We start from the raw sequence: 22,355 nt of genomic DNA, 5'->3' as shown, positions 1-22,355 counted from the left end.
TAAATGGTTAAGCTTAGTTTTTGCAAAAAATCGACAAATAATCTTGGTAGACTAATTTTGTTTTTTATAATAGTTCTGTCTCTAGTTTTTTTGGCAGCTTTTCCTTTTTTAGGCAATAGTCCTCTTTTATTTTTGATAATTTCTGCTATTACTGCTGTAATTTGCAGTTTTAGGTTAAGAGTCTTTTTGCAAAACAAAAAAAGAAGCAGTTTTGATCTTCAATTATTATGGCTGCTTGAAGTGATTTCTGCGGATTTAAATGCAGGCAACACTTTAGAAGAATCCTTGATAAAGGCTAAAGACGAGCTGGAAAAAACCCCAGGAATGCATAGGCATCTTTACAAAGCTTTGACCAAATTAAAAAATTGCCTGCTAGCACATATCGACCTTGATAAAGCTCTATTTCTTTTTAGAGAACAGTTCAAAAGCTGCAGTGCTGATCAAATTCTTAGGATTATTCCTGATTTAAGAATATATGGAGGTCAGCTTGATATATATATACAGGACAGTTATCAGATGCTTCATCAAAAAATAACAATAAAAAAAGAAGTTATAGCAGAGCAAAGCGCTAAAGTCACTGAAATGTTTATCCTGTGCATTACTCCCTTTGCTCTGGCTTATGTTTTGAATTTTACCGGTAATCATTATAAAAATGATCTGGTTAATGCCTCATGGGGAACAGGTATGCAACTGCTTTTATTTTTACTTTCTGTATCCGCGGTATTTATATCATTAGCTATTTATAGTAGTAGCAATATTGAATCGAAAGCGATCAAGAGCTCTAAATTGGATGACTTTATACTATTTTCACCTTTTAAATATACATGCAAAAAGCAGAAAGAAAAAATAAGGGGGGAATTTATTTCCAAAGTAAAATCATTGCATTGCAAAATTATGCCTGCAGCAATCAGATTAAAAATTTATCAGCAGATTTCAAAGGAGGCTATACTTGCAAATATTGATGAAAATAAAGCTGTAGATTGTTTTATAAGTGCTAAAATAAGATTGTTTGCTATTATCTTTACTATTTTTTTGCCAGTTTTATTTTTACTATCTGAAGCACTTAAAATTTTGCCTTTTATTCTTTTTTTCTCATTAATATGGCATGATTTGTTCGTTTTAAATAGATATAAAATCAGAAAAATGCAAGAAAATATTCAATTTCCAGCATGGATTAATTTACTATCTGTTCTTCTTTCCAGCGGTTTAACTCTGCAAAAATCATTTATTGCCTCATGCAACAGTTTTACCGAGCCAAACAACTCTCAAGGAGGTGAATCCAGTAACAGACAATATGATTATTTTCGAGAAGAAATAGCAGGTGCCTGCAGACACATAGAAAACGGATGCTCAGAAACAAGCATTCTTGAAAAGCTTTCTGATTGCAGTACGTTATTACAATCAAAAACTGCACTACATCTTATTATGAGATACAACAAAGATGGTGGCAGAGAGCTTTTGCATATTATACGACTCCAAAGCAATGCATGCTGGCAGATATATAAAAATCAAATCAAAAAAAATATGCAGGCCAAAAGCAATTTATACTTGATACCTATGGGAATTGACCTTATAGCTATACTTGGCATTGCTATTTTACCAGCAATAGCTACTCTTCAAATTTATTAGATATAACTAAAAAGACTGCGCTTAAATGTGCAATCAAAGAATAACAGGAGAATATTATGAAAAACAAATCAGGATTCGGAACCTTAGAAGTTGTAATAATAATTGCTATCCTTCTTACCATAGCTTTAATTTTTCGGAAAACATTAGGGGAGTACGCTTCTAATCTTATTTCAGCTGTTTTTGATCAGTCAATAATTAACAATATGGGAGATTATCAACTCCAATAATTCAGGTGGTATAAAAATGAAGTGGAAAATAAATAACTATGATTCTTTTAGCCAGTTTGTTTTTCTTACACAAGCAAATATAGATATAATTGATTTTCACTGGGAGATCATCAACTCAAAAAAAATTCCAGGAATTTTTAACCTATCACTTGCCAGAGAAAATCAGGAAATAAAATTTGCTGTCGACATGGCAGATTCTATATCTATTGGACAAGCCGATCAAAGAAAAGATAGAAATTCAAAACAAGGATTGCTTCGACTCAAGCAAATTCTTGATATCATTCTGAAAGCAGAAGACTACATGCTCAATCCACATCAAAGTATTCTCAACCTGGAAACAATACGATTAACTGAAGTGAAGGAAAAATCCGACAAAGAGCAAATGAATCTTATATTTTTACCTTTTCTGCCTGATGATACGGTTATAGATAATTTTAGAAATTTAATTAAACAATTTTCAGATTTTTACTATTTTGATGAAAGACTTAAGCAAGACTTGCTGGATAATCATGAAAAGAAAAGCTATAAAATGTTTCATGCTTGGATAACAAATTTACAAAATGAAAACCATAGCAATTCTAATGACAAAGTAGAATATAGCGATAATCAAAAATCCGATAAAAAAGAAACCAAACACGTTCAATCTGTGTTCAAAAAACTGTTATTTATATGTTACCGTACAATATGGCTTCTATTTGCAATACTTGTTGCTATTGAGTATAGATTAAATCTATTTGGTTTTTCCATTGAAATCAGGCAATCCTTACTATTAGTTTTTATTGCTGCGGGATTATTGTTGTTATTAGTGTCATACAAATCAAACAAAATAAATTCTCCAAAATCAAAACCCCTAAAAAAGAGGTTACTCTCCACTAGTAGAAACAAGTCAAGACAAATATCGGCTTCAAATAATAACCAGACTGTCCTTATAAGTCAAAAATTTGAAGATTATTCTCTAGCTATTATTTCAGAAGGACTTCCTGGAACACCTGAGGAAAAAGAAGGGCAAAGAGCTTTTATATTAGTTGATGAATTTGTTATCGGTCGCGATCAAAACTTATCAGATTTATGCATAAATAAAAATACAATTGGAAGACGGCATGCCAAAATTAATAAAATAAACGGGTATTATTATTTAACAGATTTCGGCTCAAAAAACGGAACATCTGTGGACGGGAAAAAACTTCGCAAAAATGAAACAATTCAACTTCCAGACAGATGTAGAATTCAGTTTGCCGATAGATCTTTTTATTTTCAAATCAATTAATTATTAAAATGATGTCCCTTTGTATTTTTCATTTTGAACTTTATTGCCAGTTTTGATGCGTGCTTTTGCTCTTTCCATCCCATGTCTTGCATGATTTTTTTCCTGAGATGGTGTAGCGGGATCTCTATATCGTTCTTCGGCTCTTTTTAAGGCTCGTTCAGCTCTCGGAACATCTATATCTTCAGCCCACTCAGCTGCATTAACAACAATAATTGCAAGATCATGTCCTACTTCAGCATAACCATTTGTACCGACGGCAATTTTTACATCATCACCAGTTTTTAAACGAATTTCACCAGGAGTCAATGCTGCAAGCAAGGGCGCATGACCAGGTTGTATTCCTATTTCACCTTTTTTTGAAGAAATAATAACCATATCAACTACATCATCAAAAAACACTTCATATGGTGTAACAATTTCTACATGAATTTTAGGATCTACCATTAAAGAACCTCCATAAATGAGTTAAAATATTCATTTATTTTATTTCCTTATATGCTTTGTACACATCATCTAAGGATCCTTTCATAAAAAACAAACTTTCCGGAATATGATCAGTTCCTCCAGATACAATTTCTCCAAATCCTTTTACAGTTTGTTCCACAGAAACATATTTGCCTTCATATCCTGTAGATCCGGATGCAACGAAAAAAGGCTGAGACAAGAAACGCTGCACTTTTCTAGCCCGGTTAACAACCAGCTTATCATCATCACTCAATTCTTCCATACCCAAAATCGCTATTATATCAAGCAGTTCCTTATATCTTTGCAATGTTTCCTGAACTTTTCTTGCAACTCTATAATGCTGAGTACCTACAATAGCCTCCGACAATACGGCAGAAGAAGACTCAAGAGGATCTACTGCCGGATATATTCCCTGTTCTACGACTGCTCTGGATAATACAGTAATAGCATCAAGATGCGAAAATGTTGTGGCCGGAGCAGGATCAGTCAAATCATCTGCCGGCACATATACAGCTTGTATAGATGTTATCGCACCTTTTCTGGTAGAAGTAATTCGTTCCTGGAACGCACCTACTTCGTTGGCCAGCGTAGGCTGATAACCAACAGCAGAAGGAATCCTGCCCATCAAAGCCGATATTTCCGAACCGGCCTGAACAAAACGAAAAATGTTATCAACAAAAAGAAGTACGTCTTTGTTCATGATATCGCGATAATATTCAGCCATTGTAAGACCGGTTAAAGGAGCTCTCATTCTTGCACCGGAAGTCTCATTCATCTGTCCAAAAACCATAACGGTTTTGTCTATTACTCCAGACTCTTTCATTTCATTCCAGAGATCATTACCCTCTCTGGATCTTTCTCCAACACCGGTAAAAACAGAATATCCACCATGTTCTTTAGCGATATTCCTGATTAATTCCAGAATAAGAACAGTTTTACCAACACCTGCGCCACCAAAAAGGCCTATTTTGCCACCACGGTTGAAAGGAACCATCAGGTCAATAACTTTTATACCGGTTTCAAGCATCCTCGATTCAGGGTGCACATCCAGATAGGATGGAGCAGAACGATGTATCGGCCAATAATCAGATGCAATCACGGGACCGCCATTATCTATTGCCTGCCCCAAAACATTAAACAATCTTCCTGTAATCTTTTCACCAACAGGAACGGTCACCGGTTTACCGGTTGATTGTGCCGGAGTACCTCTGGTCAAACCCTCGGTCGCTGCAAAAGAAACACATCTAACAATGCCATCTCCCCTATGCTGCATTACCTCGACAGTAATATCTCTTTTCGCATCGTTGATTATAACAGCCTCCCGAATGCCTGGGAGATCTTCAACTTGAAATCTTATATCCACTACAGGACCGATTATCTGTGTAACATATCCAGTTGACATATAATTCACCTTCCGTACAAAAGACTGATCTAAAAATTTACTTTCTTGATATAATTTCAGCTCCGCCTATAATTTCACTTATCTCATTTGTTATTCGGCCTTGGCGCGCCTGATTACTTTTTAATCTCAGCTTATCAAGCATCTCGTTTGCATTATCGGTTGCATTATCCATTGCAGTCATACGTGCTGTTTGCTCACTCGCGTATGCCTCTGCCAAAGCACCATAAACCATACCATTTAAGTAAGTATTTATCAGATAACCCATAACTTCATCTGCAGACGGATAATAATCGATATCACTTCCGGCAATAAGACCGTATTGATTATACGGATGATTTTCCGGTATAGTCTTTTTTAGAGAATAGGGATCCACCGGTAGAACACGTGCAACAACAGGCTCCATTGATACTGCAGACTCTATTTTAGTATAAATAAAGTAAACAAGATCCAGTTCACCTGTGGTGTACAAATGATGGATATAATCCGAAATATCTCTTGCTCTGTAATATGTAGGTTCACTTATCGGATATCTGAAATCTTCAACAACATCAAAGCCGTCTTTAATAAAACGTTCTTTTCCAATACTGCCGGCGACATAAAGCCTTGCTGTTGTGTTCAAACCTTTGTTCACATTATCAATAGTTTTTACATGAACATGCTCTTCCGTTGTTGAAATAACATTTGAGTTATATGCACCTGCCAGCCCTTGATCACCTGTTAAAATAAAGTAGCCTATTTTCCAGGTTTCACCTTTGTTTTTTTGCCTTAGCTGAAAAAAGCGATTGTCCTGAACTACACCGGTATCATACATTTCTATCATAGTATCGGCACAAATAATAAAAAACGGACGTGTCTTCTCCAGTTGATTTCTGGCACGCCTCATCTTCACGGCGCTTATCAACTGCGTTGCTCTTGTTGTCTGCTTTATATCACGGACACTCTTCATCCGTTTTTTAATATCAGATATCTGTTCCATTTTCCTCATTCTCTATCTGCCACAATTTTAAATACTCCTGAATAGTACTGTCTATTGTAGCTGCAATCGTATCAGTAAAAATCTGACTTTCAGCAAGTTCTTCAAGCAATACAGGATGTCTATCTTTCATAAAAGTAATATAAGATGTTAGAAAAACTCTTACATCTTCTCTGTCTAAGTTTGTAAGTACCCCTTTGTTAGCAAGATAAAGCATTACGATCTGCTCTTCCATATGCAAAGGAGAAAAAGGTGGTTGTTTAAGCACTTCAACCAATCTTTCCCCAACGCTCAGCTGATGCAAGGTTGAAGCATCAAGTTCTGAACCAAATTGAGAAAAAGCTTCTAATTCTCTATATTGAGCAAGGTTTATTCTCAATGGTCCTGCAACATGTTTCATTGCAGAAGTTTGTGCTGCACCACCAACACGAGAAACAGAAAGCCCTACGTTAACAGCAGGTCTTTGCCCTGCAAAAAACAATTCTGCCTCGAGATATATCTGTCCATCTGTTATTGATATTACATTGGTTGGAATATATGCTGATATATCTCCGCTTTGTGTTTCTATAATTGGCAAAGCAGTTATAGAACCACCACCAAGTTTATCATTAAGCCTGGCAGCACGTTCAAGCAGTCTTGAATGTAAATAAAATACATCTCCGGGGAAAGCTTCTCTGCCAGGTGGTCTGCGAAGCAATAGTGAAATAGCTCTATATGCCTGAGCATGCTTGGTCAAATCATCATAAACAATAAGCACATCAGAATGCTCATTGTACATCAATTCTTCTGCCATTGCACAGCCGGAAAAAGGAGCCATATACTGCATCGCTGCAGATGCAGAAGCACTTGCTACAACTACTGTTGTATAATCCATAGCCCCATGGGTGCGCAGATTACTGGCAATAGAGGCGACCGTAGACATATTCTGACCTATCGCAACATATATGCAATATACGTTTTTGCCTTTTTGATTAAGAATAGTATCTATTGCAATCGTTGTTTTACCGGTCTGACGATCCCCGATAATCAATTCTCTCTGGCCTCTGCCTATTGGGGTCATTGCATCTATCGCTGTAATTCCTGTATGTAACGATTGATTTACAGGCTGTCTATCTATAATCGGAGCAGCTTCAAACTCTATCGGTCTTCTTTTATCTGCAGGCAGATGTCCCAGACCATCAACCGGAACACCCAAAGGATCAACAACTCGTCCTAATAAAGATTTCCCCACGGGAACACTGGCAGTTTTGCCGGTTCGTTTGCAGATTGAACCCTCTTTTATATTAAAGTCTTCATTAAGAACAATGACTCCGATCCTATCCTCTTCCAGATTCATAGCTATACCATATGTATCTTTTGAGAACATTATCAGTTCGCTGCTGCAGCAATTCTGCATCCCGCTTACATAAGCAACATCATCACTAATACTGAGAACCTGACCAATCTCATCAACATTTGAACTGGTAGTCATCGCTTCGAGTGATTCTCTCAGCTGATCAGTCATTTGTTTGTTTGATAAATTCGGATCATCCTGATTTGATAAGGACTCGCTTTCCCAGAAAAGATCCTGACCGTCTGGAGCGACAGGTACTTCATCAAAAAGATTCAATGCCTCTGCAAGATTATCACGAATCAGATCATTGGCATCTACTTCCGAATCACCTTCAGTTTCAATTGATTTTTGAGATTTTAACTTATTTGAAATTCTAGCCAGCTGTCCTTTGACACTATAATCATATCTAAAACCACCGGCATATATAATCATTCCTCCTATTAAGGAAGAATCTGTTTCAAGTTTATAATCATAATCACTTATCCCGAAATGTTCAGCAAAACGGCTAGCAATAAGCGCACCTTTTGACTCATCCATTTTGATTGAAGCAACTATGCGGATTATCTTAAATCCAGAATCCGGCATCAGAACTCACCTCCGCCTTGAGCAGACTGACGTTTTTCGATTTCTTCTTCCAGATATTTATCTACCAGTTCTTTCTGATGCTTCTCATCCATTGCCTTGCCAATAACCTTTGAAGCGATGGCAACAGATAAATCAGCAACTTCGTCCCTGATTTCATTAAGCATAGACAGTCTCATTCTTTCGATTTCTCCGTCTGCTCTGGCTAATCTATTGGCAGCCTCTTTTTTTGCTTCTGACAAAAGAGCTTCGCTTTGAACTTCTGCCTGATTCCTGGCAATCTGAATTATTTCAGCGGCTTCTTGTGATGATTTATCCAGACGCAGCTCTGCTGTGGCAAGCTTTTCTCTGGCATCGTTCATTTTATTTTCAGCCTCACCAAGATCCTGTTCAACAGCCTGTTTACGTTTGCGTAATAATTTCAGAATTGGCTTAAACAGAAATTTTTTCAAAATAATATATGAAATAAATAGATTGAAAACAGTTACAATTGCAAGTACAGCATAGCTTGCCATTGCTTCAGGAGTAAACATATCGGCACCTTTCCTTCTCTTTTACTTGAAAAGTATTAAAAAGCAAATATAAGCAACAGACTGACAACCAAAGCATAAATAGCTGTGGCCTCAATAAAAACGATGGCAGTCATTAAAAGAGCCTGAATTTTTCCAGATACTTCCGGCTGTCTGGCAGATGCTTCAAAAGCTTTCCCTGAAGCAAGACCGATTGCGATAGCAGCTGCACCTGCAGCAATAGCTATTGCTATAGCAGCGCCTAAAGCGATTAATCCACGTTCCATTTTATTATTCCTCCTTATGAATGTGCTGCTTCACGAGCAAGATGGGCACCTTCCAGCACCTCACCAATATAGGTTACAGACAAGTATGTAAAAATAACACCTTGCAGAATACCATCAACAAGATCAAACCACAGACCTACTACCCCTGGGATGATTATAGGCACAATTATATAAATGAATTCCATTAGAATATATGCACCAAAGACGTTTCCAAACAGACGTAAGGAAAGCGAGATAGGTTTTATCAGATAGTCCAGAATTTTAAATGGAACCAAGGCAGCTTTGGGATATGTAAGTGAAGCCCAGAAGCCTTTTAGCCCAGCTAGACGTATAGACATAAAAATAACATATCCAATATTAATTACAGCTAAAGTAATAGGGAAAGCCGGGTTTTTTGAAGGAGAAGGAATTCTTATCAAAGTAACAAGATTTGTAAAAGCAATAAAAATACCTATACTTCCAACATAAGGAACTACTTTTTCCGCTTGATCGTACGTCATTCCTGAATTCTGGCAAAGTTTCATCAACAGATTAACCAGACTTTCGGTGATCTGCTGTCTTTTGGTATTGGGAACTAATTCAAGTTTTCTGGTTAGATACCAAACGAGAACGCATAGAAACAGCATTACTCCCCAAGTGGCAACAACTGCATCAGAAATCAGAAAATTACGCCCGGCCAATGTTGTTGAAAAAATTATATGAGGAGAAATAGCATGACTTATTTCTTCTCCTATATCGCCTATTTTCACTTCAGCGATTAATTCCTGAACAAAAGCATGCCAAAATTCACTAAGATAACTCATAACAGATAACATATTGTTTCAGACCGCTAAAACGATCCTTATACACCTGCCTTTAATAAATTTTACCGAGAACTGTCGGTTAAAGAAATCGGCAGTGGTCGGGGAATCTTAGAAAAATATACAAAGTCCGAAAAAACTTCGGACTTCATCATCAGTTGTAAATCATACTCCCCTTGCAGATAAAATACAAGGGGATTAATCTTAATTATTTAATCTTATACCTTATGACAGGGATTGCCATTACTATATCGCAACTGATTGTTACGATTAGCTAAATATTCCTGAAAATGATATATCTTTATTTATATGATCAACAAAATAAAAGGAATATCTCCAGCAATTCTTTTATCATTTCGTACCGAAAAGACGATCTCCTGCATCTCCCAGACCAGGCACAATATATGCATGATCATTTAATTTTGTATCTTTGGCTGCACAGAAAATCGGCACATCCGGGTGATCATTATGTAAACGCTCAATACCTTCAGGAGCAGCAATCAGGCACATAAACCTTATGCTTTTTATTCCTTTTTGTTTAAGAAAGGAAACTGCTGCCGAAGCCGAACCACCAGTTGCCAACATAGGGTCAAGAACAACTATTTCTCTTTCATTAACATCATCAGGAAGTTTACAATAGTATTCTACGGGATCAAGAGTTTTCGGATCACGATATAAACCTATATGGCCAACCTTGGCCATTGGGATTAAACTGAGCATTCCATCAACCATGCCCAGACCGGCACGAAGGATCGGAACCAACGCAAGTTTTTTACCTGCAAGAACCTTTGTTTTTGCTATTGCTACAGGGGTTTCGATTTCTACTTCTTTTAACGGAAGATCACGAGTAACCTCATAAGCCATAAGCATGGCAACCTCATTAACCAGCTCTCTAAATTCCTTAGTTGTGGTTCTTTTGTCACGCATCAAAGAAATCTTATGCTGAATCAGCGGGTGATCAAATACGAATACATTGTCCATCTGTTATGGCCTCCCTTAGTTAAATAGATAATAATCTAATTCGTTTTAGCTTTTGCCTTTTTCCACTACAACTATTCCTAATAGAATAAAAATCGGCATTAATAAAATTATTTGAAGTTGGCTGTTTCAGTTTCTGCTATCTCATCAACTCTTGCCTGGTGTCTTCCTCCACTTTCGAACGGCTCACTCAAAAAAGCATCTACAATTGAAGTTGCCAGAGAAGATCCTACAACACGGGCTCCCAAAGCAAGAATATTAGCATTATTATGCTGCCTTGCCATTTTTGCCATATATTCATTTGTACATAAAGCAGATCTTATTCCCCTGAATTTATTGGTTGTAATTGATATTCCAAGCCCGGTTCCACAAATAACAATACCTAAATCACATTTATTACCTATTACAGCCTGTGATACAGCCTGACCATACGGAACATAACTGGCAGCATCTACTCCATTAACTGCTCCATAATCTTCACATTCATGACCATTTTTTTTAAGATGCTCAATGATATGTCTCTTTAGCTGATAACCAGCATGATCACTTCCCAGTGCAATTTTCAAAACAAGTACCCCCTGTACATTTTCTACCCAGAATTGTAACACGCACCGCATTCACGAGCAAGCATGCAGATGTTCTAAAGAGGACATACCTTATGTTTGCTAATATGCTCAAAGCTTTTTTCACCCGATACATATTCACCAACACTCTGTCCCTTCCCCAGCAGTTTATATTTATATGTTAAAAGACCGTCAAGCCCTACCGGACCTCTTGCATGTAATTTACTTGTACTGACACCAACTTCTGCGCCAAAACCATATCTGAACCCGTCGCTAAACCTTGTAGAACAATTCCAGAAAACATTACCAGCATCTACCAGAGTCATAAATCTACCTGCTGCTACTTTATCTTCAGTGATAATAGCTTCTGTATGTCCTGATCCATATTCATTTATATGATCAATCGCCTCATCCAATGAATCGACAATTTTGATGGATAATTGAAGATCTAGATATTCGGTATGCCAATCCAAAACCGGCTTACAACCAAGAATTTCACAAGCCCTTTCACAGCCATAGAGGCTAACACCTGCAGAGGTCAATGCCTTGGAAATCTTAAAGAGCAAATCTTGTTGATGCGAAGAATGAACAATCAAAGTTTCCAGAGCATTGCAGACTGCAGTATATTGAGTTTTACTATCAACGGCAAGCTTGACTGCCATATCTTGCTTTGCAAATTGATCAATAAACATGTGACAAACACCATCTGCATGTCCAAGAACAGGTATTCTGGAATTATCCATAATATACTTTACAAACTCATTCGATCCTCTAGGTATAAGTAAATCTACATCATTATCCATAGCAAGCATTTCCGATACTTCTTCCCTGGTTTCCAGAAGATTAATCCAACCCCCAGGCAACCCTGCAATAATACCTGCCTCAGAAATAATGTCCGCAAGAACTCTATTTGTCAATTTTGCTTCAGAACCACCTTTTAACAGCAATGCATTTCCACTTTTCAAACAAAGTCCCGCAATCTGAACCAGTGCATCCGGTCGAGATTCAAAAATAACGCCAATAACTCCAATAGGACAGCTTATACGATATAATTCAAGATCTTGATCAAGCTGATTCATTAGCAAAGTTTTACCAACCGGATCAGTCAGTTTAATAAGACTTTCAAGACCAGCCGTTACCTCTTGTATTTTATCAGTTTCAAATTTAAGACGTTTTAACAAAGGAGCAGCAAGTTTTTCTTTTTTACTTCTTTCCATATCCAAACGATTAGCAGAAATAATTTTTTCTTGATATTTTCTTAGTCCTTTTATAATCTCCTGCAGAGCTTTATTTTTTTGCTCAGCATCAATACCTGCCATTTTACGAGATGCAAGTCTTGCATTTTTTGCCATAATTGAAGCTTCCATTTTTTTCTCCTTATTTGTAGGGTGTTTTTCCACATTTTCTTTGCGGAAATATCTTTTGACAATGTGGATAATGTGGATAACTCTGTGGATAACCACAGGACAATGTTTTTCGCTTTTCTTTCGCTGAAAACCGTTGAAATCAAAGGATTACGATAATCGATTTAACAATTAGCTAAAACACCTAAAAATTTAACAACACCAGAAAACTCTTTATTTATCAGCATTTTAAGCATGTTTTATCTTTCAAGAATAAGCTTCACTGTCTTTCATACACGGACATCAGGGAATGTTGTCATGACATCTGAATATGATTCAGGAGTACCTATGTCAATACAGATTCCATCAAATTCATATGCATAGACTTCTTTTTTCTTGTAAAGCCAGGCAGGAAAATTGCCGGGAGAATCGGCCTTATTGCCTTCTTTCAAATAAACTGAAAAAAGCGGCAATGTCTCCTGCTTATAAAAATATGTGGCAAAAGCCGCTACTCTGCTTTTTGGCGAAGTAGGTTTTTCTACCATATCTGTAACTATATTATTATCATCGACAGAAACAATGGCAAATCTTCCAGGATCTTCATTATCCGGAAGCTCTTTAACTAAAATCATATCTTTTTTTTCTTTTGAAAAAATTTTCCAGGCATCATATAATTTATATGTAAATAAATTATCACCTGCTACTATAAGAATGTCATCCTTTATATCCAATGATTCAAGACAAAAATGAATATCCCCAATAGCTCCAAGCTTATCTGCATCAGAAGAAGTTCCGTCATCCAGAACTAGTATCTTTTTGTCATCGGACTGTTCAATATTTCTTTTATCCGACCAAATCCGGAACTGTTCTGCAAATTTACTGTTACTTATCACAATTATCTGATCAAGCTCAGGTATTGTATTCATTTCATCTACAATATAATCTAAAATAGGTCTTCCTTTGACAGGCAAAAGGGCTTTGGGTTTGTCCTTCGTTAACGGAAATAGTCTTGTAGCGTAGCCTGCTACCAGTAATATCCCTTTCATTAATATACCTCCCCATAAAAATAATAATACAAATTTTCATCCGATCCGGCCATTCGAATCAGGATTTTTCTTCATTACTGTTTGCTTAAAATAATGATACATAGTGCACTTTATCATTCCATTATACAACTTACGTCTTTTATCTGCTTTGCCTCCGGCAATGTTCTCAAATTGCTCTTCAGGAGTAATAACAGATAATCTTATTCCTTTTCTGGCATTACCATTTTCATCAAGAGTGAACTCAGCCAAGGCCCTATACAAATTCTCTGCCTGTTCGTCATCTAACAATCTTTCTCCATACGGCGGGTTACAAACAATCAGATGATAGGGATAATTTGTCCATTGCGATACATTCTCATTTGCTAAATTATTTATATCTTGCTGTCTGAATTTAATCCATTCACTTACCCCTGCACGTTTAGCATTATCGACAGCCAAGGATACAGCTTTTGCATCAATGTCCGAACCAAATATTCTGATTTTTTCAGGGCTGCTTTTGTTAATTTTTCCCAGAGCTTCTTTACGTGCCATATCAAAACAATTTCTGCCAATATAATTCCACTGTTCGGCAGCAAATGAACGGTTCAGTCCAGGTGCAGTGTCGGAAGAAATAAGAGCAGCTTCAATAGGTATTGTGCCGGATCCGCAAAATGGATCATATATGGCTTCTTGTGCACCTGCCATTTCATATCTGGATAAGATAAGCATTGCTGCAGCAAGAGTTTCCTTTATTGGTGCTTCATGTCTAAGTGGCCTGTAACCTCTTTTATGTAAACCATCACCAGAAGTATCAACCATAATTGTTACTTTATCAGAAACAATGCTGAAATACATTCTGAGCAAACCCAGATTTCTGTCCTCTGGTAAGGCCTGTCCATCAGCCAAACCATAATATTTACTTAGCTGAGAAACAATAGCTTTTTTAATTATTCTCTGGCAAGATGGTATTCCATAAAGAACAGATTTACGTGAATATCCATTAACATGAAACTCTATTCCTTTTTCTATCCATTTATGCCATGAAAGCGAATAAGAACTATTGTATAGACTATCAAAGTCTTTTGCAGTAAAAGAAGCTAGTTCAACAAGAACTCTTTCTGCCGTTCTCAATCCGATATTTAATCTGGCAACAGCAGTTTTCAGATCTTCATGATTATTCAACTGCAAAACAACCTGCCCATCACTAATTTTTATTAATTGCCTCTCATATCCCAGTCGCTCTATTTCACCGGCAGTTACAGACTCTACACCCAAAAGGGTGGTAGCAATTACGTTATAATTCATTATCAAAATTACATCCTTTCAATTACCTTTACTCAAACACGCAAAAAGGCTCTGGCCAGCAAAAAAGTTGCCGGAGAAATGAGCCAGGCACCAATAATATCACTTAACCAATGAACATCCAGAAACAATCTTCCGTAGGCAGTTATTATTGCAACAGCAAACAGATAAACACCTGTTATTATCAAAACCGCCAAGGGCAAATAAGGTGCAAGTACCATTGGAACCAACAAAGCAAAAGTCATACTGGCAGCACTATGTCCACTGGGATATGATCCTGATCTCATCTTAACATGAGCAATATCCTGAGGCGGTCTGGTAACTGCTGCAAGTTGCTTGGTCGCAGTCACAGCAGTAGTTTGTATAAACATTGCCGATGTTAAAACCATTGATCTTCTCCAATTTCCCCAGTGCAGTCCAATCAAAAGAGATAAAGCTATTATCTGAAGCGATAATGCAAGAACATCATTGTACTTATGTGTTATTACCATCAGCGGCCTTAAGGCTAAAGGTCTGCTCAACAAAATATATTGTCTTACAAACATATTAAGCCTCAATAGAATTGGGTTAATAACTGCAAGTGCCAGGTACAAAAAAACCAGAACACCGAACAAAACCCATTCTTTTATTTGCATCCAAAAACTCCCCCTAAAAACTTATGTGCAATCCAATTATAAGTATAACATGAGACACTGCCTTGCCGTCAGCCTTTTAGCTAAAGGGTTTGGCATTATCATTTATATTGATTTGAGACCGTTGAATCAATGGCAAAGCCGCAATTGCTGTGAGTGTTCCACTAATGGTTCCTACAAGGAGAAGAACCGGCAAATATGTCCATATCAACATGGACTCTGACAGCAAGAATACAGCTACACCTACTTGTCCAATATTATGAGCAGCAGCACCGGCTACACTAATGCCTATAATTGAAAACACAGTATCGTACCATCTTGTTAATAACCACATAAGGATAAAAGCTAAAAGGCCGCCTGTCAAAGAAAACATGAGAGAAACAGGTCCGGAAATGCTTCCTACTATCAAACAGCGCAAAACCAGAATAATCAGTGCATCTGCCGGTTTTAACTTTAAAAGCGCAAACAGTGTGACAATATTAGCAAGTCCAAGCTTGACACCTGGAACAGGCACTATTATCGTCATAGGTATCCATCTTTCTACTATTGCCAGAATAAGTGCAAGCGCAAGCAAAACCGAGTCATAGGTTAATCTTTTTACTTTTTTTTCTAATTTCACTTTAATATCACATCCAAATCGTCTTGCCCTCCGGCCTCGTTATCAGTCGAAAGATGTCCCTCAATTCTTATAAGAACACGCCCGGGAACACAGGCACTTATTTGTCCATTTCTAGTTAACCATCCTGTTAAAACACAAACCTGATCCGGACAGTCAGCATTGTTTATTCTCACTCTACCATTACCATAAACAACCTCATAATGATAACCATCAGCTTCAAACAAGTATTGACCACCAGCAATTAATTGCTCTTCCTCTATTATATGAACTACTTGGTTGTTTACCGATATATAAGCTTTTAGAGGGAGTTGACCGTTTTCAGACCCGCCCATTAGTCGAGAAGGTGCAGAATAAAGCATGATTATTCCTGCAAGGATAACTACTATATATATAATCAGATCACCTATTCTGAGGTACTGATACCACTTTCTTTTATCAGATATTTTCATGCATCTTCTCCGATCGTGAATTCTTTTAAATAGAAGCAACAGTAATCACTTACTCATTTAATTGACAGTTGACAAAAGATACCATAAAATATGTTGGCAGATGGTCCCGTAGCTCAGCAGGATAGAGCGTCGGTTTCCTAAACCGCAGGTCGGAGGTTCGAATCCTCTCGGGATCACCAAAACCATCATTTTTTATTCTCATCTTCAAATTCATGTATTCCTTTAAGAACTTTTGCCTTTAGCTTTTCGAGAGCACTCTTATATTGTAAAGATTTCAGACTAGGAAATGCTTTAAGTAATCTCTTGTGCTGACTATTTACTGAGCGCATAATTTCTTTGCCGGATATCTTTAGCTCTTCAAGTTTTCTCTTTTGTTTCTCAAGATTTTTTTGCTGTGATTGCACAAATTCAGCAAGATCGTCTTCGAAAAGCTCTTTTTTTGTCTCATACTCTTCTTTTATATTATCTGATTTTTGTACTATTGTAATCGTACCGGAAGCAAGAATTTCTCCAATATTATCTGAAACCTCCCGCATTTTCTTCGACACCCCATCTATTAATTCGAGCTTCTTGTTCAACTTCAATACTGCTTTTACTGTCGAAATCACATCAAATACAAAAAAGCCAGTTATCACTATCAGAAAAATTTTTATAGCAAATACCGGAATTAAACTTGTCATACTCTGAAGCAAAGGATGAATTCGATCAACTATAATCAAACAGGCAATACCCCATATTAGCGAGAACATCAAACATATATACCCGCCTGCATTAAAAGGCATATCAGAGTAGTCCCACCATCTTTGATGAAAAATCCTTTCAAGCACCAGTCCGACGATGTATTCAATAATGCTTGTTATCAAAACAGCTCCCAAAAACAAAAATAGAAGGTTATCCTGAACAGGCTTAAGGATATTGATAACAAATATAACTCCTATACCATATATCGGACAATAGGGGCCATTTAAAAACCCTCTGTTAACAAAACCTCCACCTTTAACAGCGGCAAAAATTACTTCTATACACCAACCTAGAAACGAATACAGATAAAAATACCAAATCAAATCTATCATACAACAATAATATCTCCTGCTCCGCCTGTAATACAATCTGCGCCTTCCGAAGTTATTATATAGGTTTCTTCAGCTCCAACCATCCCAAACCCTTCAATCCCACTTTTAGGTTCCAGTGCAATAACCATATTTTCAACAAGCGGATCATCAAAACCAGCAGCAATAACCGGAAACTCATCAATTTGCAAGCCAACACCATGTCCTAAAAAATTCACCTGACCGGAACCATAACCCATAAAATTTTCTTTGAGGGATTCGGGAAGATGTTTTTTTACCTGATTATATATTTCAGAAGGTTTCTGACCTGGTTTAAGCATTGAAACTGCATACTCCAACACAGCAAGACAATCGCTGTGCCTTGTGAGCACAATTTCAGAAGGAGATTCTCCCAAAGAGTAAATTTGTGTTTTGTCACTGTGATATCCATCTACGCCAAAACCGATATCTACAAAAACCAGATCTCCTTTTTTCAGCTTTCTTTTATGATTTCCTACCCCTGGAACAGCCGGACTCATACCAAGCATTCCTCCGGGGCCATTAAAGGAAGTTGGATAAAGAGAATTCTCGCCAAAACCTATCTGCCCTGCAAGCATCTCCATCTGAAACATCCCAAAACGCGAAAAACCATGATATCCCGATTTAAGCATAACAGAATGTATATCAGCCATCAGTTCAACTTCAGAAATGCCTGGACTCAGCAGTTCAGGCACCTGTTTTTTTAACAAATCGCTATGTAATCTTCCAGATTCTCTTATAATATCAAGTTCATCTTTTTCTTTTATCATCCGCAGATTCATTACTGCTCTTTCAATTGGAAATATATTTTTTATTTCAAATACTTTTTCTAAACGTTGCAGAATAACAAGCGGAACTACCGAGGTTTCCAAATAAACATTACCCAAATCAGAAGGAATATAATCAAGTATATCCTTATATGATTTTATAGGATATATATTTTCTATAGCAGATTCATTTTTAGCTCTTTCATAACTTTTACGGACAAAATACCCGACAAAACCATCTTTTCTGATTATGAGAACAGCGTCCTGCATAGTGCCGGTAAAATAATATTGATTAACTCTATCAATTATTAATGCTGTATCAAAAGAGTTCTCTGTTGTTTTTAAAATATCTATTATCCGGGAAAGTCTTTTACTGATAACTGCCCTTTTTATGTATCCTCTTTCAGTCAGCATCGTATTCCTCCTGTCAAAATAGTCTGCACTTAATTACTTAAACAGCAGAACATTATACAAAAACCATGTTTATCATTAACATATATGAAATAGTGCCTACACCAATACTCAAAAGTGAATTCTTTTTCCAAAAATGAACCAAAACAATTATCATGATAGCTACAGCTTCCGGCAATCCATTAGGGTATACTGTTAGTTGCACTTCCTTCAGACAATATACCACCAGCATGGCAATCACAGGATAAGGCAATATCTGACCAAGGTAACGAACAAAATCAGGAGTTTTACTTTGGTCGGGAAAAAGAACAAAAGGCAAGGCTCTTGTGAAAATAGTCAATAGAGACATGATCGAGAAAAATAAAACATTCTGCCAAATAGTCATTGTAATTCCCTCCCCTCCGGATCAAGCCGGTGACGACCCAGCGAAACCATTACAAGGATTATAAACAGTGCAGGAATCACAAAGTGATCAGAACCAAAAATCAGCAAAGCAGTTACAGAGGCAATTATGCCTAACAAAGCAGGAATTTTTCTAGCTGCTGCTCTCCATTGATCAATAAATATAACAGTAAACAAAGCAGTTAAAGCAAAATCAAGACCATTTGTGCTAACAGGCAAAACTCCAGCAAGCAGATTACCGGCTACAGAACCACCTACCCAATATATATGATTTAGCAAAGTTACAGCAAAAGCATAATGTTTATCACTCACTCCTGTCGGAGGTTCATTGGCACTCAAAACTGAAAAAGTTTCGTCTGTTAAACCAAAAATCAGATAGGGCTTAAATTTGCCTGTATTATCAAATTTTTTTAACATAGCCAGCCCATAAAAGATATGTCTTGCGTTAACCATCAAGGTCATGAGCGCAGTATTAAGAGGATTAAAACCAGCAGCTAAAAGACTAACAGCTACAAATTGCATTGAACCGGCATAAGTTGTAAGACTTGCAACCAGTGTCCAGATCCAGCTATAGCCAATACTATTCATCAGCATGCCATAAGCAGCTCCAAGAACCAGATAACCAGTTAATACTGGAACAGTGTGCGGAAAAACTTTTAAAATAATTTTTCTCAGGCTGATTTTTTGATCATTTGCATTTCTTAACTTCATATCATGAAATTTCACAATCTATTATTTCCCTTTATCTTTGTAATTAAGAGCATATCCGGCAGCCAGTCTTATTGCTTCAACCATACTAACCTCACTTGCTGATCCGTGTCCTGCAAGGTTAAAAGCAGTACCATGATCAACCGAAGTACGTAAAAAAGGAAGACCGTTTGTTATGGCAATGGTTTTGTAAAAATCATATGTCTTTGTAGCAATGTGTCCTTGATCATGATAAAGAGAAAGGACAGAATGATAAAAACCTTCAAGCGCAAGATTAAATACAGAATCTGCACCAATAGGACCATCAACGTTATAACCTTTCTGTCGAAGCTCTTCAACAGCGGGAATAACATGCTCGACTTCCTCATTGCCAAAAAGACCATGTTCTCCACTATGTGGATTCAACCCTGCAATTGCCATCTTACCTTCTTTTATACCAAGCTTTTCAAGAGCAGAAAAGCATTTAACCGCAGTTTCCACAATTCTTTCTCTGGTAACCAAATCACAAGATTTTCTAAGAGAAACATGACGAGAAAGAAAAAACACACGAAGACCAGAAACTTCAAACATTGTCAGAGGGTTTTTCGAATTCGTCAGATCAGCAAAAATTTCTGTATGACCTATGTACGGAATATTGCCAGCCCGCAAACTCTCTTTATTTATAGGTGTTGTAGCCACTGCATCAACCTCTTCAGCCATTGCAAGTTCTATACTTTTTTTTATGTATTGAAAAGAAGCCACACCGCAAACAGCTGATACTTTTCCTAGCTTAAACATATCTAAAGAAATATTATCCATATCAATAAGATTAATAATATCTTTGTCAAAAATACTCTCATCTGGTTTTTTTACGACATTTATAGTTATATCAGACTGCGTGATGGTAATAGCTCTTTGTATTACCTGTAAATCCCCAACAACAACACATTTTGCTATATCAGAGAGTGCATGTCCAGCCAAAGCCTTTACTACTATTTCAGGCCCAACACCTGCCGGATCTCCTATTGGAACGGCAATAAGAGGACGCAGATCAGATATGCTGTCATAAGACATAAAATGTTCCTCCTTAATTAGAAATAATTATTAATAATTATACAGCATTGTACTCAAAAAAAGTCATTTGCAAATAAGTTCTGCAGTAATCATATATTATGCTAGAATGAAGATAACAGACGAGATGCAAATATATGTATTTTCACAAAACAAGGGAGTGAATGACACATGGAAGATGTTATGCTGGATGCTAATAAAAACTACAAAACAAAAGAAATAAACGGGAAAAAAGTAGCTGTTATTAAAAACAGCTATTACGATAAAGAACTGGAAAAATTGCAAATAGAGCTGGTAAAACTACAAGAATGGGTGAAATATAAAAAACTCAAAGTCGTAGTTATTTTCGAGGGACGTGACGCAGCAGGCAAAGGAGGAGTTATCAAGAGAATTACAGAAGCTCTCAATCCAAGAGTCTGTAGAGTTGAAGCTTTACCAGCACCAACACCTAAAGAAGAATCACAATGGTTTTTCCAACGCTATGTGGCAAGATTGCCGGCAGGAGGAGAAATAGTTTTATTCGATCGCAGCTGGTACAATCGTGCAGGAGTTGAGCGGGTAATGAATTTCTGCACAGAAGAAGAGTATCGGGAATTCTTAAGATCATGTCCGGAATTCGAACGTATGCTAATAAGATCAGGTATCATACTTATCAAATACTGGTTTTCAGTGTCTGATGAAGAACAGGAAAAAAGATTTCAAGACAGAATGAAAGATCCCACCAAAAGATGGAAATTAAGTAAAATGGATCTGGAATCACGCAGCAGATGGGTTGAGTATTCTAAAGCCAAAGATGAAATGTTTGCTCATACCGACACCAAGCAATCACCATGGTATGTTGTTAATGCTGACATCAAGAAACATGCTCGACTTAATTGTATATCTCACTTGCTAAACCAAATAGATTATCAGGATCTTACCCCTGAATCTCTCACTTTGCCTCCACGCCAGAAAGAAACAGGATATATTCGGCCTCCCTTTAATGAGCAAACATTTGTCCCTGAAGTATATGGTGGAAATGCAAATAAAACTATTTCACCTTAATTCAGCCAGCAATTCTGTTTCAACAGGCATGTTTAGCGGCAATACATTTACTCCCACAGCTGACCTTGCAGGCACATTATCAGCACCAAAAACATCTGCAAGCAGCTGGCTGCCGCCATTTGCTACTTGAGGCTGTTCATAAAAATCATCTGTACTGGCAATAAAGGTTGTCACTTTTATTATTGCTTTTATCTTATTAAGATCTTGTACTTCTCTTTGGAGAACAGAAAGAGCATTTATCATAGCACTTCTTGCCATAAGCTGACCTTGTTCTGTTGTGAGCTCTCGACCAAGCTTACCAAGAATCAGGGTATCATCTCTTGCAGGCAGGCAACCGGACAAGTAAACCAATTTATTATCTGCAAAAAATCTGGCTGGAGCATAAAGTCCGGCAGGCGAAGGTGCATCAGGCAAAATAATTCCCAAGTTTTCGAGAATTTTATAAATATCTTTCTTATTATTTTTCATATAACAATACCTCGCTTTTTGTTGTATCTGAT

The 22,355-nt window shown here is 37.1% G+C and carries 25 protein-coding genes and 1 tRNA gene; 5 read left to right on the top strand and 21 right to left on the bottom strand.

The window, feature by feature from the left end; all coding sequences use genetic code 11:
* Positions 1 to 3 precede the first annotated feature (3 nt).
* The 3 genes from AC0KSB_RS02535 to AC0KSB_RS02525 are packed head-to-tail and all read left to right on the top strand — an operon-like array spanning position 4 to position 3,123.
* Positions 4 to 1,629, top strand: coding sequence for a hypothetical protein (locus AC0KSB_RS02535; RefSeq protein ID WP_472306406.1), 1,626 nt, complete (start codon positions 4 to 6; stop codon positions 1,627 to 1,629).
* Between the two features lie 56 nt (positions 1,630 to 1,685).
* Positions 1,686 to 1,856 (top strand): Flp1 family type IVb pilin, encoded by a 171-nt coding sequence (locus AC0KSB_RS02530; RefSeq protein WP_472306404.1) that lies wholly within the window; start codon positions 1,686 to 1,688, stop codon positions 1,854 to 1,856.
* 16 nt (positions 1,857 to 1,872) lie between these two features.
* On the top strand, positions 1,873 to 3,123 hold the full coding sequence (locus AC0KSB_RS02525) for an FHA domain-containing protein (protein WP_472306402.1): 1,251 nt from the start codon (positions 1,873 to 1,875) through the stop codon (positions 3,121 to 3,123).
* A gap of 3 nt (positions 3,124 to 3,126) precedes the next feature.
* Here the strand turns inward: AC0KSB_RS02525 and atpC are convergent, their stop codons facing one another.
* The 15 genes from atpC to AC0KSB_RS02450 all read right to left on the bottom strand — a co-directional run bounded on the left by atpC (position 3,127) and on the right by AC0KSB_RS02450 (position 16,385).
* Positions 3,127 to 3,567, bottom strand: a complete 441-nt coding sequence (gene atpC / locus AC0KSB_RS02520) for an ATP synthase F1 subunit epsilon (protein ID WP_472306400.1) — start codon at positions 3,565 to 3,567, stop codon at positions 3,127 to 3,129.
* Positions 3,568 to 3,601: 34 nt separating this feature from the next.
* Positions 3,602 to 4,990, bottom strand: coding sequence for a F0F1 ATP synthase subunit beta (gene atpD, locus AC0KSB_RS02515; protein ID WP_472306398.1), 1,389 nt, complete (start codon positions 4,988 to 4,990; stop codon positions 3,602 to 3,604).
* A 37-nt stretch (positions 4,991 to 5,027) separates the two neighbouring features.
* Complete coding sequence (gene atpG, locus AC0KSB_RS02510; protein WP_472306396.1) at positions 5,028 to 5,966, bottom strand: ATP synthase F1 subunit gamma; 939 nt, start codon at positions 5,964 to 5,966, stop codon at positions 5,028 to 5,030.
* A complete protein-coding gene (gene atpA, locus AC0KSB_RS02505) occupies positions 5,950 to 7,881 on the bottom strand; it encodes a F0F1 ATP synthase subunit alpha (protein WP_472306394.1) in 1,932 nt (643 codons plus the stop codon). The genes atpG and atpA overlap by 17 nt, the downstream gene beginning before the upstream one ends.
* Positions 7,881 to 8,411: a F0F1 ATP synthase subunit B gene (gene atpF / locus AC0KSB_RS02500; RefSeq protein ID WP_472306392.1), complete on the bottom strand. Its 531-nt coding sequence runs from the start codon at positions 8,409 to 8,411 to the stop codon at positions 7,881 to 7,883. The genes atpA and atpF overlap by 1 nt, the downstream gene beginning before the upstream one ends.
* A 35-nt stretch (positions 8,412 to 8,446) precedes the next feature.
* Positions 8,447 to 8,674 carry an ATP synthase F0 subunit C gene (gene atpE, locus AC0KSB_RS02495; protein ID WP_472306390.1) on the bottom strand — a complete coding sequence of 76 codons (228 nt, stop codon included), beginning with the start codon at positions 8,672 to 8,674 and terminating at the stop codon, positions 8,447 to 8,449.
* 14 nt (positions 8,675 to 8,688) lie between these two features.
* Positions 8,689 to 9,489, bottom strand: a complete 801-nt coding sequence (locus tag AC0KSB_RS02490; protein ID WP_472306388.1) for a F0F1 ATP synthase subunit A — start codon at positions 9,487 to 9,489, stop codon at positions 8,689 to 8,691.
* Between the two features lie 336 nt (positions 9,490 to 9,825).
* Entirely contained in the window at positions 9,826 to 10,455 is a 630-nt protein-coding gene (gene upp / locus AC0KSB_RS02485; protein WP_472306386.1) for a uracil phosphoribosyltransferase, read from the bottom strand.
* A gap of 107 nt (positions 10,456 to 10,562) precedes the next feature.
* Positions 10,563 to 11,018: a ribose 5-phosphate isomerase B gene (rpiB, locus tag AC0KSB_RS02480; protein WP_472306384.1), complete on the bottom strand. Its 456-nt coding sequence runs from the start codon at positions 11,016 to 11,018 to the stop codon at positions 10,563 to 10,565.
* Positions 11,019 to 11,092: 74 nt separating this feature from the next.
* The gene (locus tag AC0KSB_RS02475; RefSeq protein WP_472306382.1) at positions 11,093 to 12,382 is read right to left on the bottom strand and encodes a glutamate-5-semialdehyde dehydrogenase; all 1,290 of its coding nucleotides are present in this window, start codon (positions 12,380 to 12,382) and stop codon (positions 11,093 to 11,095) included.
* Between the two features lie 266 nt (positions 12,383 to 12,648).
* Positions 12,649 to 13,404, bottom strand: a complete 756-nt coding sequence (locus tag AC0KSB_RS02470; protein WP_472306380.1) for a sugar phosphate nucleotidyltransferase — start codon at positions 13,402 to 13,404, stop codon at positions 12,649 to 12,651.
* A gap of 36 nt (positions 13,405 to 13,440) precedes the next feature.
* Entirely contained in the window at positions 13,441 to 14,688 is a 1,248-nt protein-coding gene (locus AC0KSB_RS02465; RefSeq protein ID WP_472306378.1) for a THUMP domain-containing class I SAM-dependent RNA methyltransferase, read from the bottom strand.
* Between the two features lie 32 nt (positions 14,689 to 14,720).
* Positions 14,721 to 15,320: a phosphatase PAP2 family protein gene (locus AC0KSB_RS02460; protein ID WP_472306376.1), complete on the bottom strand. Its 600-nt coding sequence runs from the start codon at positions 15,318 to 15,320 to the stop codon at positions 14,721 to 14,723.
* A 76-nt stretch (positions 15,321 to 15,396) separates the two neighbouring features.
* On the bottom strand, positions 15,397 to 15,936 hold the full coding sequence (locus AC0KSB_RS02455; RefSeq protein ID WP_472306374.1) for a Gx transporter family protein: 540 nt from the start codon (positions 15,934 to 15,936) through the stop codon (positions 15,397 to 15,399).
* Positions 15,933 to 16,385 (bottom strand): NusG domain II-containing protein, encoded by a 453-nt coding sequence (locus tag AC0KSB_RS02450; RefSeq protein ID WP_472306372.1) that lies wholly within the window; start codon positions 16,383 to 16,385, stop codon positions 15,933 to 15,935. The genes AC0KSB_RS02455 and AC0KSB_RS02450 overlap by 4 nt, the downstream gene beginning before the upstream one ends.
* Positions 16,386 to 16,487: 102 nt before the next feature.
* Between AC0KSB_RS02450 and AC0KSB_RS02445 the strand changes: the two genes are divergently transcribed.
* Positions 16,488 to 16,564 (top strand) — tRNA-Arg (locus AC0KSB_RS02445).
* Between the two features lie 6 nt (positions 16,565 to 16,570).
* Here the strand turns inward: AC0KSB_RS02445 and AC0KSB_RS02440 are convergent.
* From AC0KSB_RS02440 to pdxA, 5 genes are read right to left on the bottom strand one after another with little or no spacing between them, the layout of a single operon-like run.
* Positions 16,571 to 17,458: a putative ABC transporter permease gene (locus AC0KSB_RS02440; protein WP_472306370.1), complete on the bottom strand. Its 888-nt coding sequence runs from the start codon at positions 17,456 to 17,458 to the stop codon at positions 16,571 to 16,573.
* Positions 17,455 to 18,654, bottom strand: coding sequence for a M24 family metallopeptidase (locus AC0KSB_RS02435; protein ID WP_472306368.1), 1,200 nt, complete (start codon positions 18,652 to 18,654; stop codon positions 17,455 to 17,457). The genes AC0KSB_RS02440 and AC0KSB_RS02435 overlap by 4 nt, the downstream gene beginning before the upstream one ends.
* A gap of 52 nt (positions 18,655 to 18,706) precedes the next feature.
* Positions 18,707 to 19,036 (bottom strand): branched-chain amino acid transporter permease, encoded by a 330-nt coding sequence (locus tag AC0KSB_RS02430; RefSeq protein ID WP_472306366.1) that lies wholly within the window; start codon positions 19,034 to 19,036, stop codon positions 18,707 to 18,709.
* Positions 19,033 to 19,779: an AzlC family ABC transporter permease gene (locus tag AC0KSB_RS02425; protein ID WP_472306364.1), complete on the bottom strand. Its 747-nt coding sequence runs from the start codon at positions 19,777 to 19,779 to the stop codon at positions 19,033 to 19,035. The genes AC0KSB_RS02430 and AC0KSB_RS02425 overlap by 4 nt, the downstream gene beginning before the upstream one ends.
* A 6-nt stretch (positions 19,780 to 19,785) precedes the next feature.
* Complete coding sequence (gene pdxA / locus AC0KSB_RS02420; RefSeq protein ID WP_472306576.1) at positions 19,786 to 20,799, bottom strand: 4-hydroxythreonine-4-phosphate dehydrogenase PdxA; 1,014 nt, start codon at positions 20,797 to 20,799, stop codon at positions 19,786 to 19,788.
* Between the two features lie 183 nt (positions 20,800 to 20,982).
* Between pdxA and ppk2 the strand changes: the two genes are divergently transcribed.
* Positions 20,983 to 21,855: a polyphosphate kinase 2 gene (gene ppk2, locus AC0KSB_RS02415; protein ID WP_472306362.1), complete on the top strand. Its 873-nt coding sequence runs from the start codon at positions 20,983 to 20,985 to the stop codon at positions 21,853 to 21,855.
* Here the strand turns inward: ppk2 and AC0KSB_RS02410 are convergent.
* On the bottom strand, positions 21,847 to 22,323 hold the full coding sequence (locus AC0KSB_RS02410; protein ID WP_472306360.1) for a RidA family protein: 477 nt from the start codon (positions 22,321 to 22,323) through the stop codon (positions 21,847 to 21,849). The two genes, ppk2 and AC0KSB_RS02410, sit on opposite strands and share 9 nt — an antisense overlap.
* Positions 22,324 to 22,355 lie beyond the last annotated feature (32 nt).

It is taken from the genome of Ercella succinigenes, from assembly GCF_900002895.1.
Note: the sequence above shows the minus strand (reverse complement) of the source record. Positions and strands in the feature narration are given on the sequence as shown.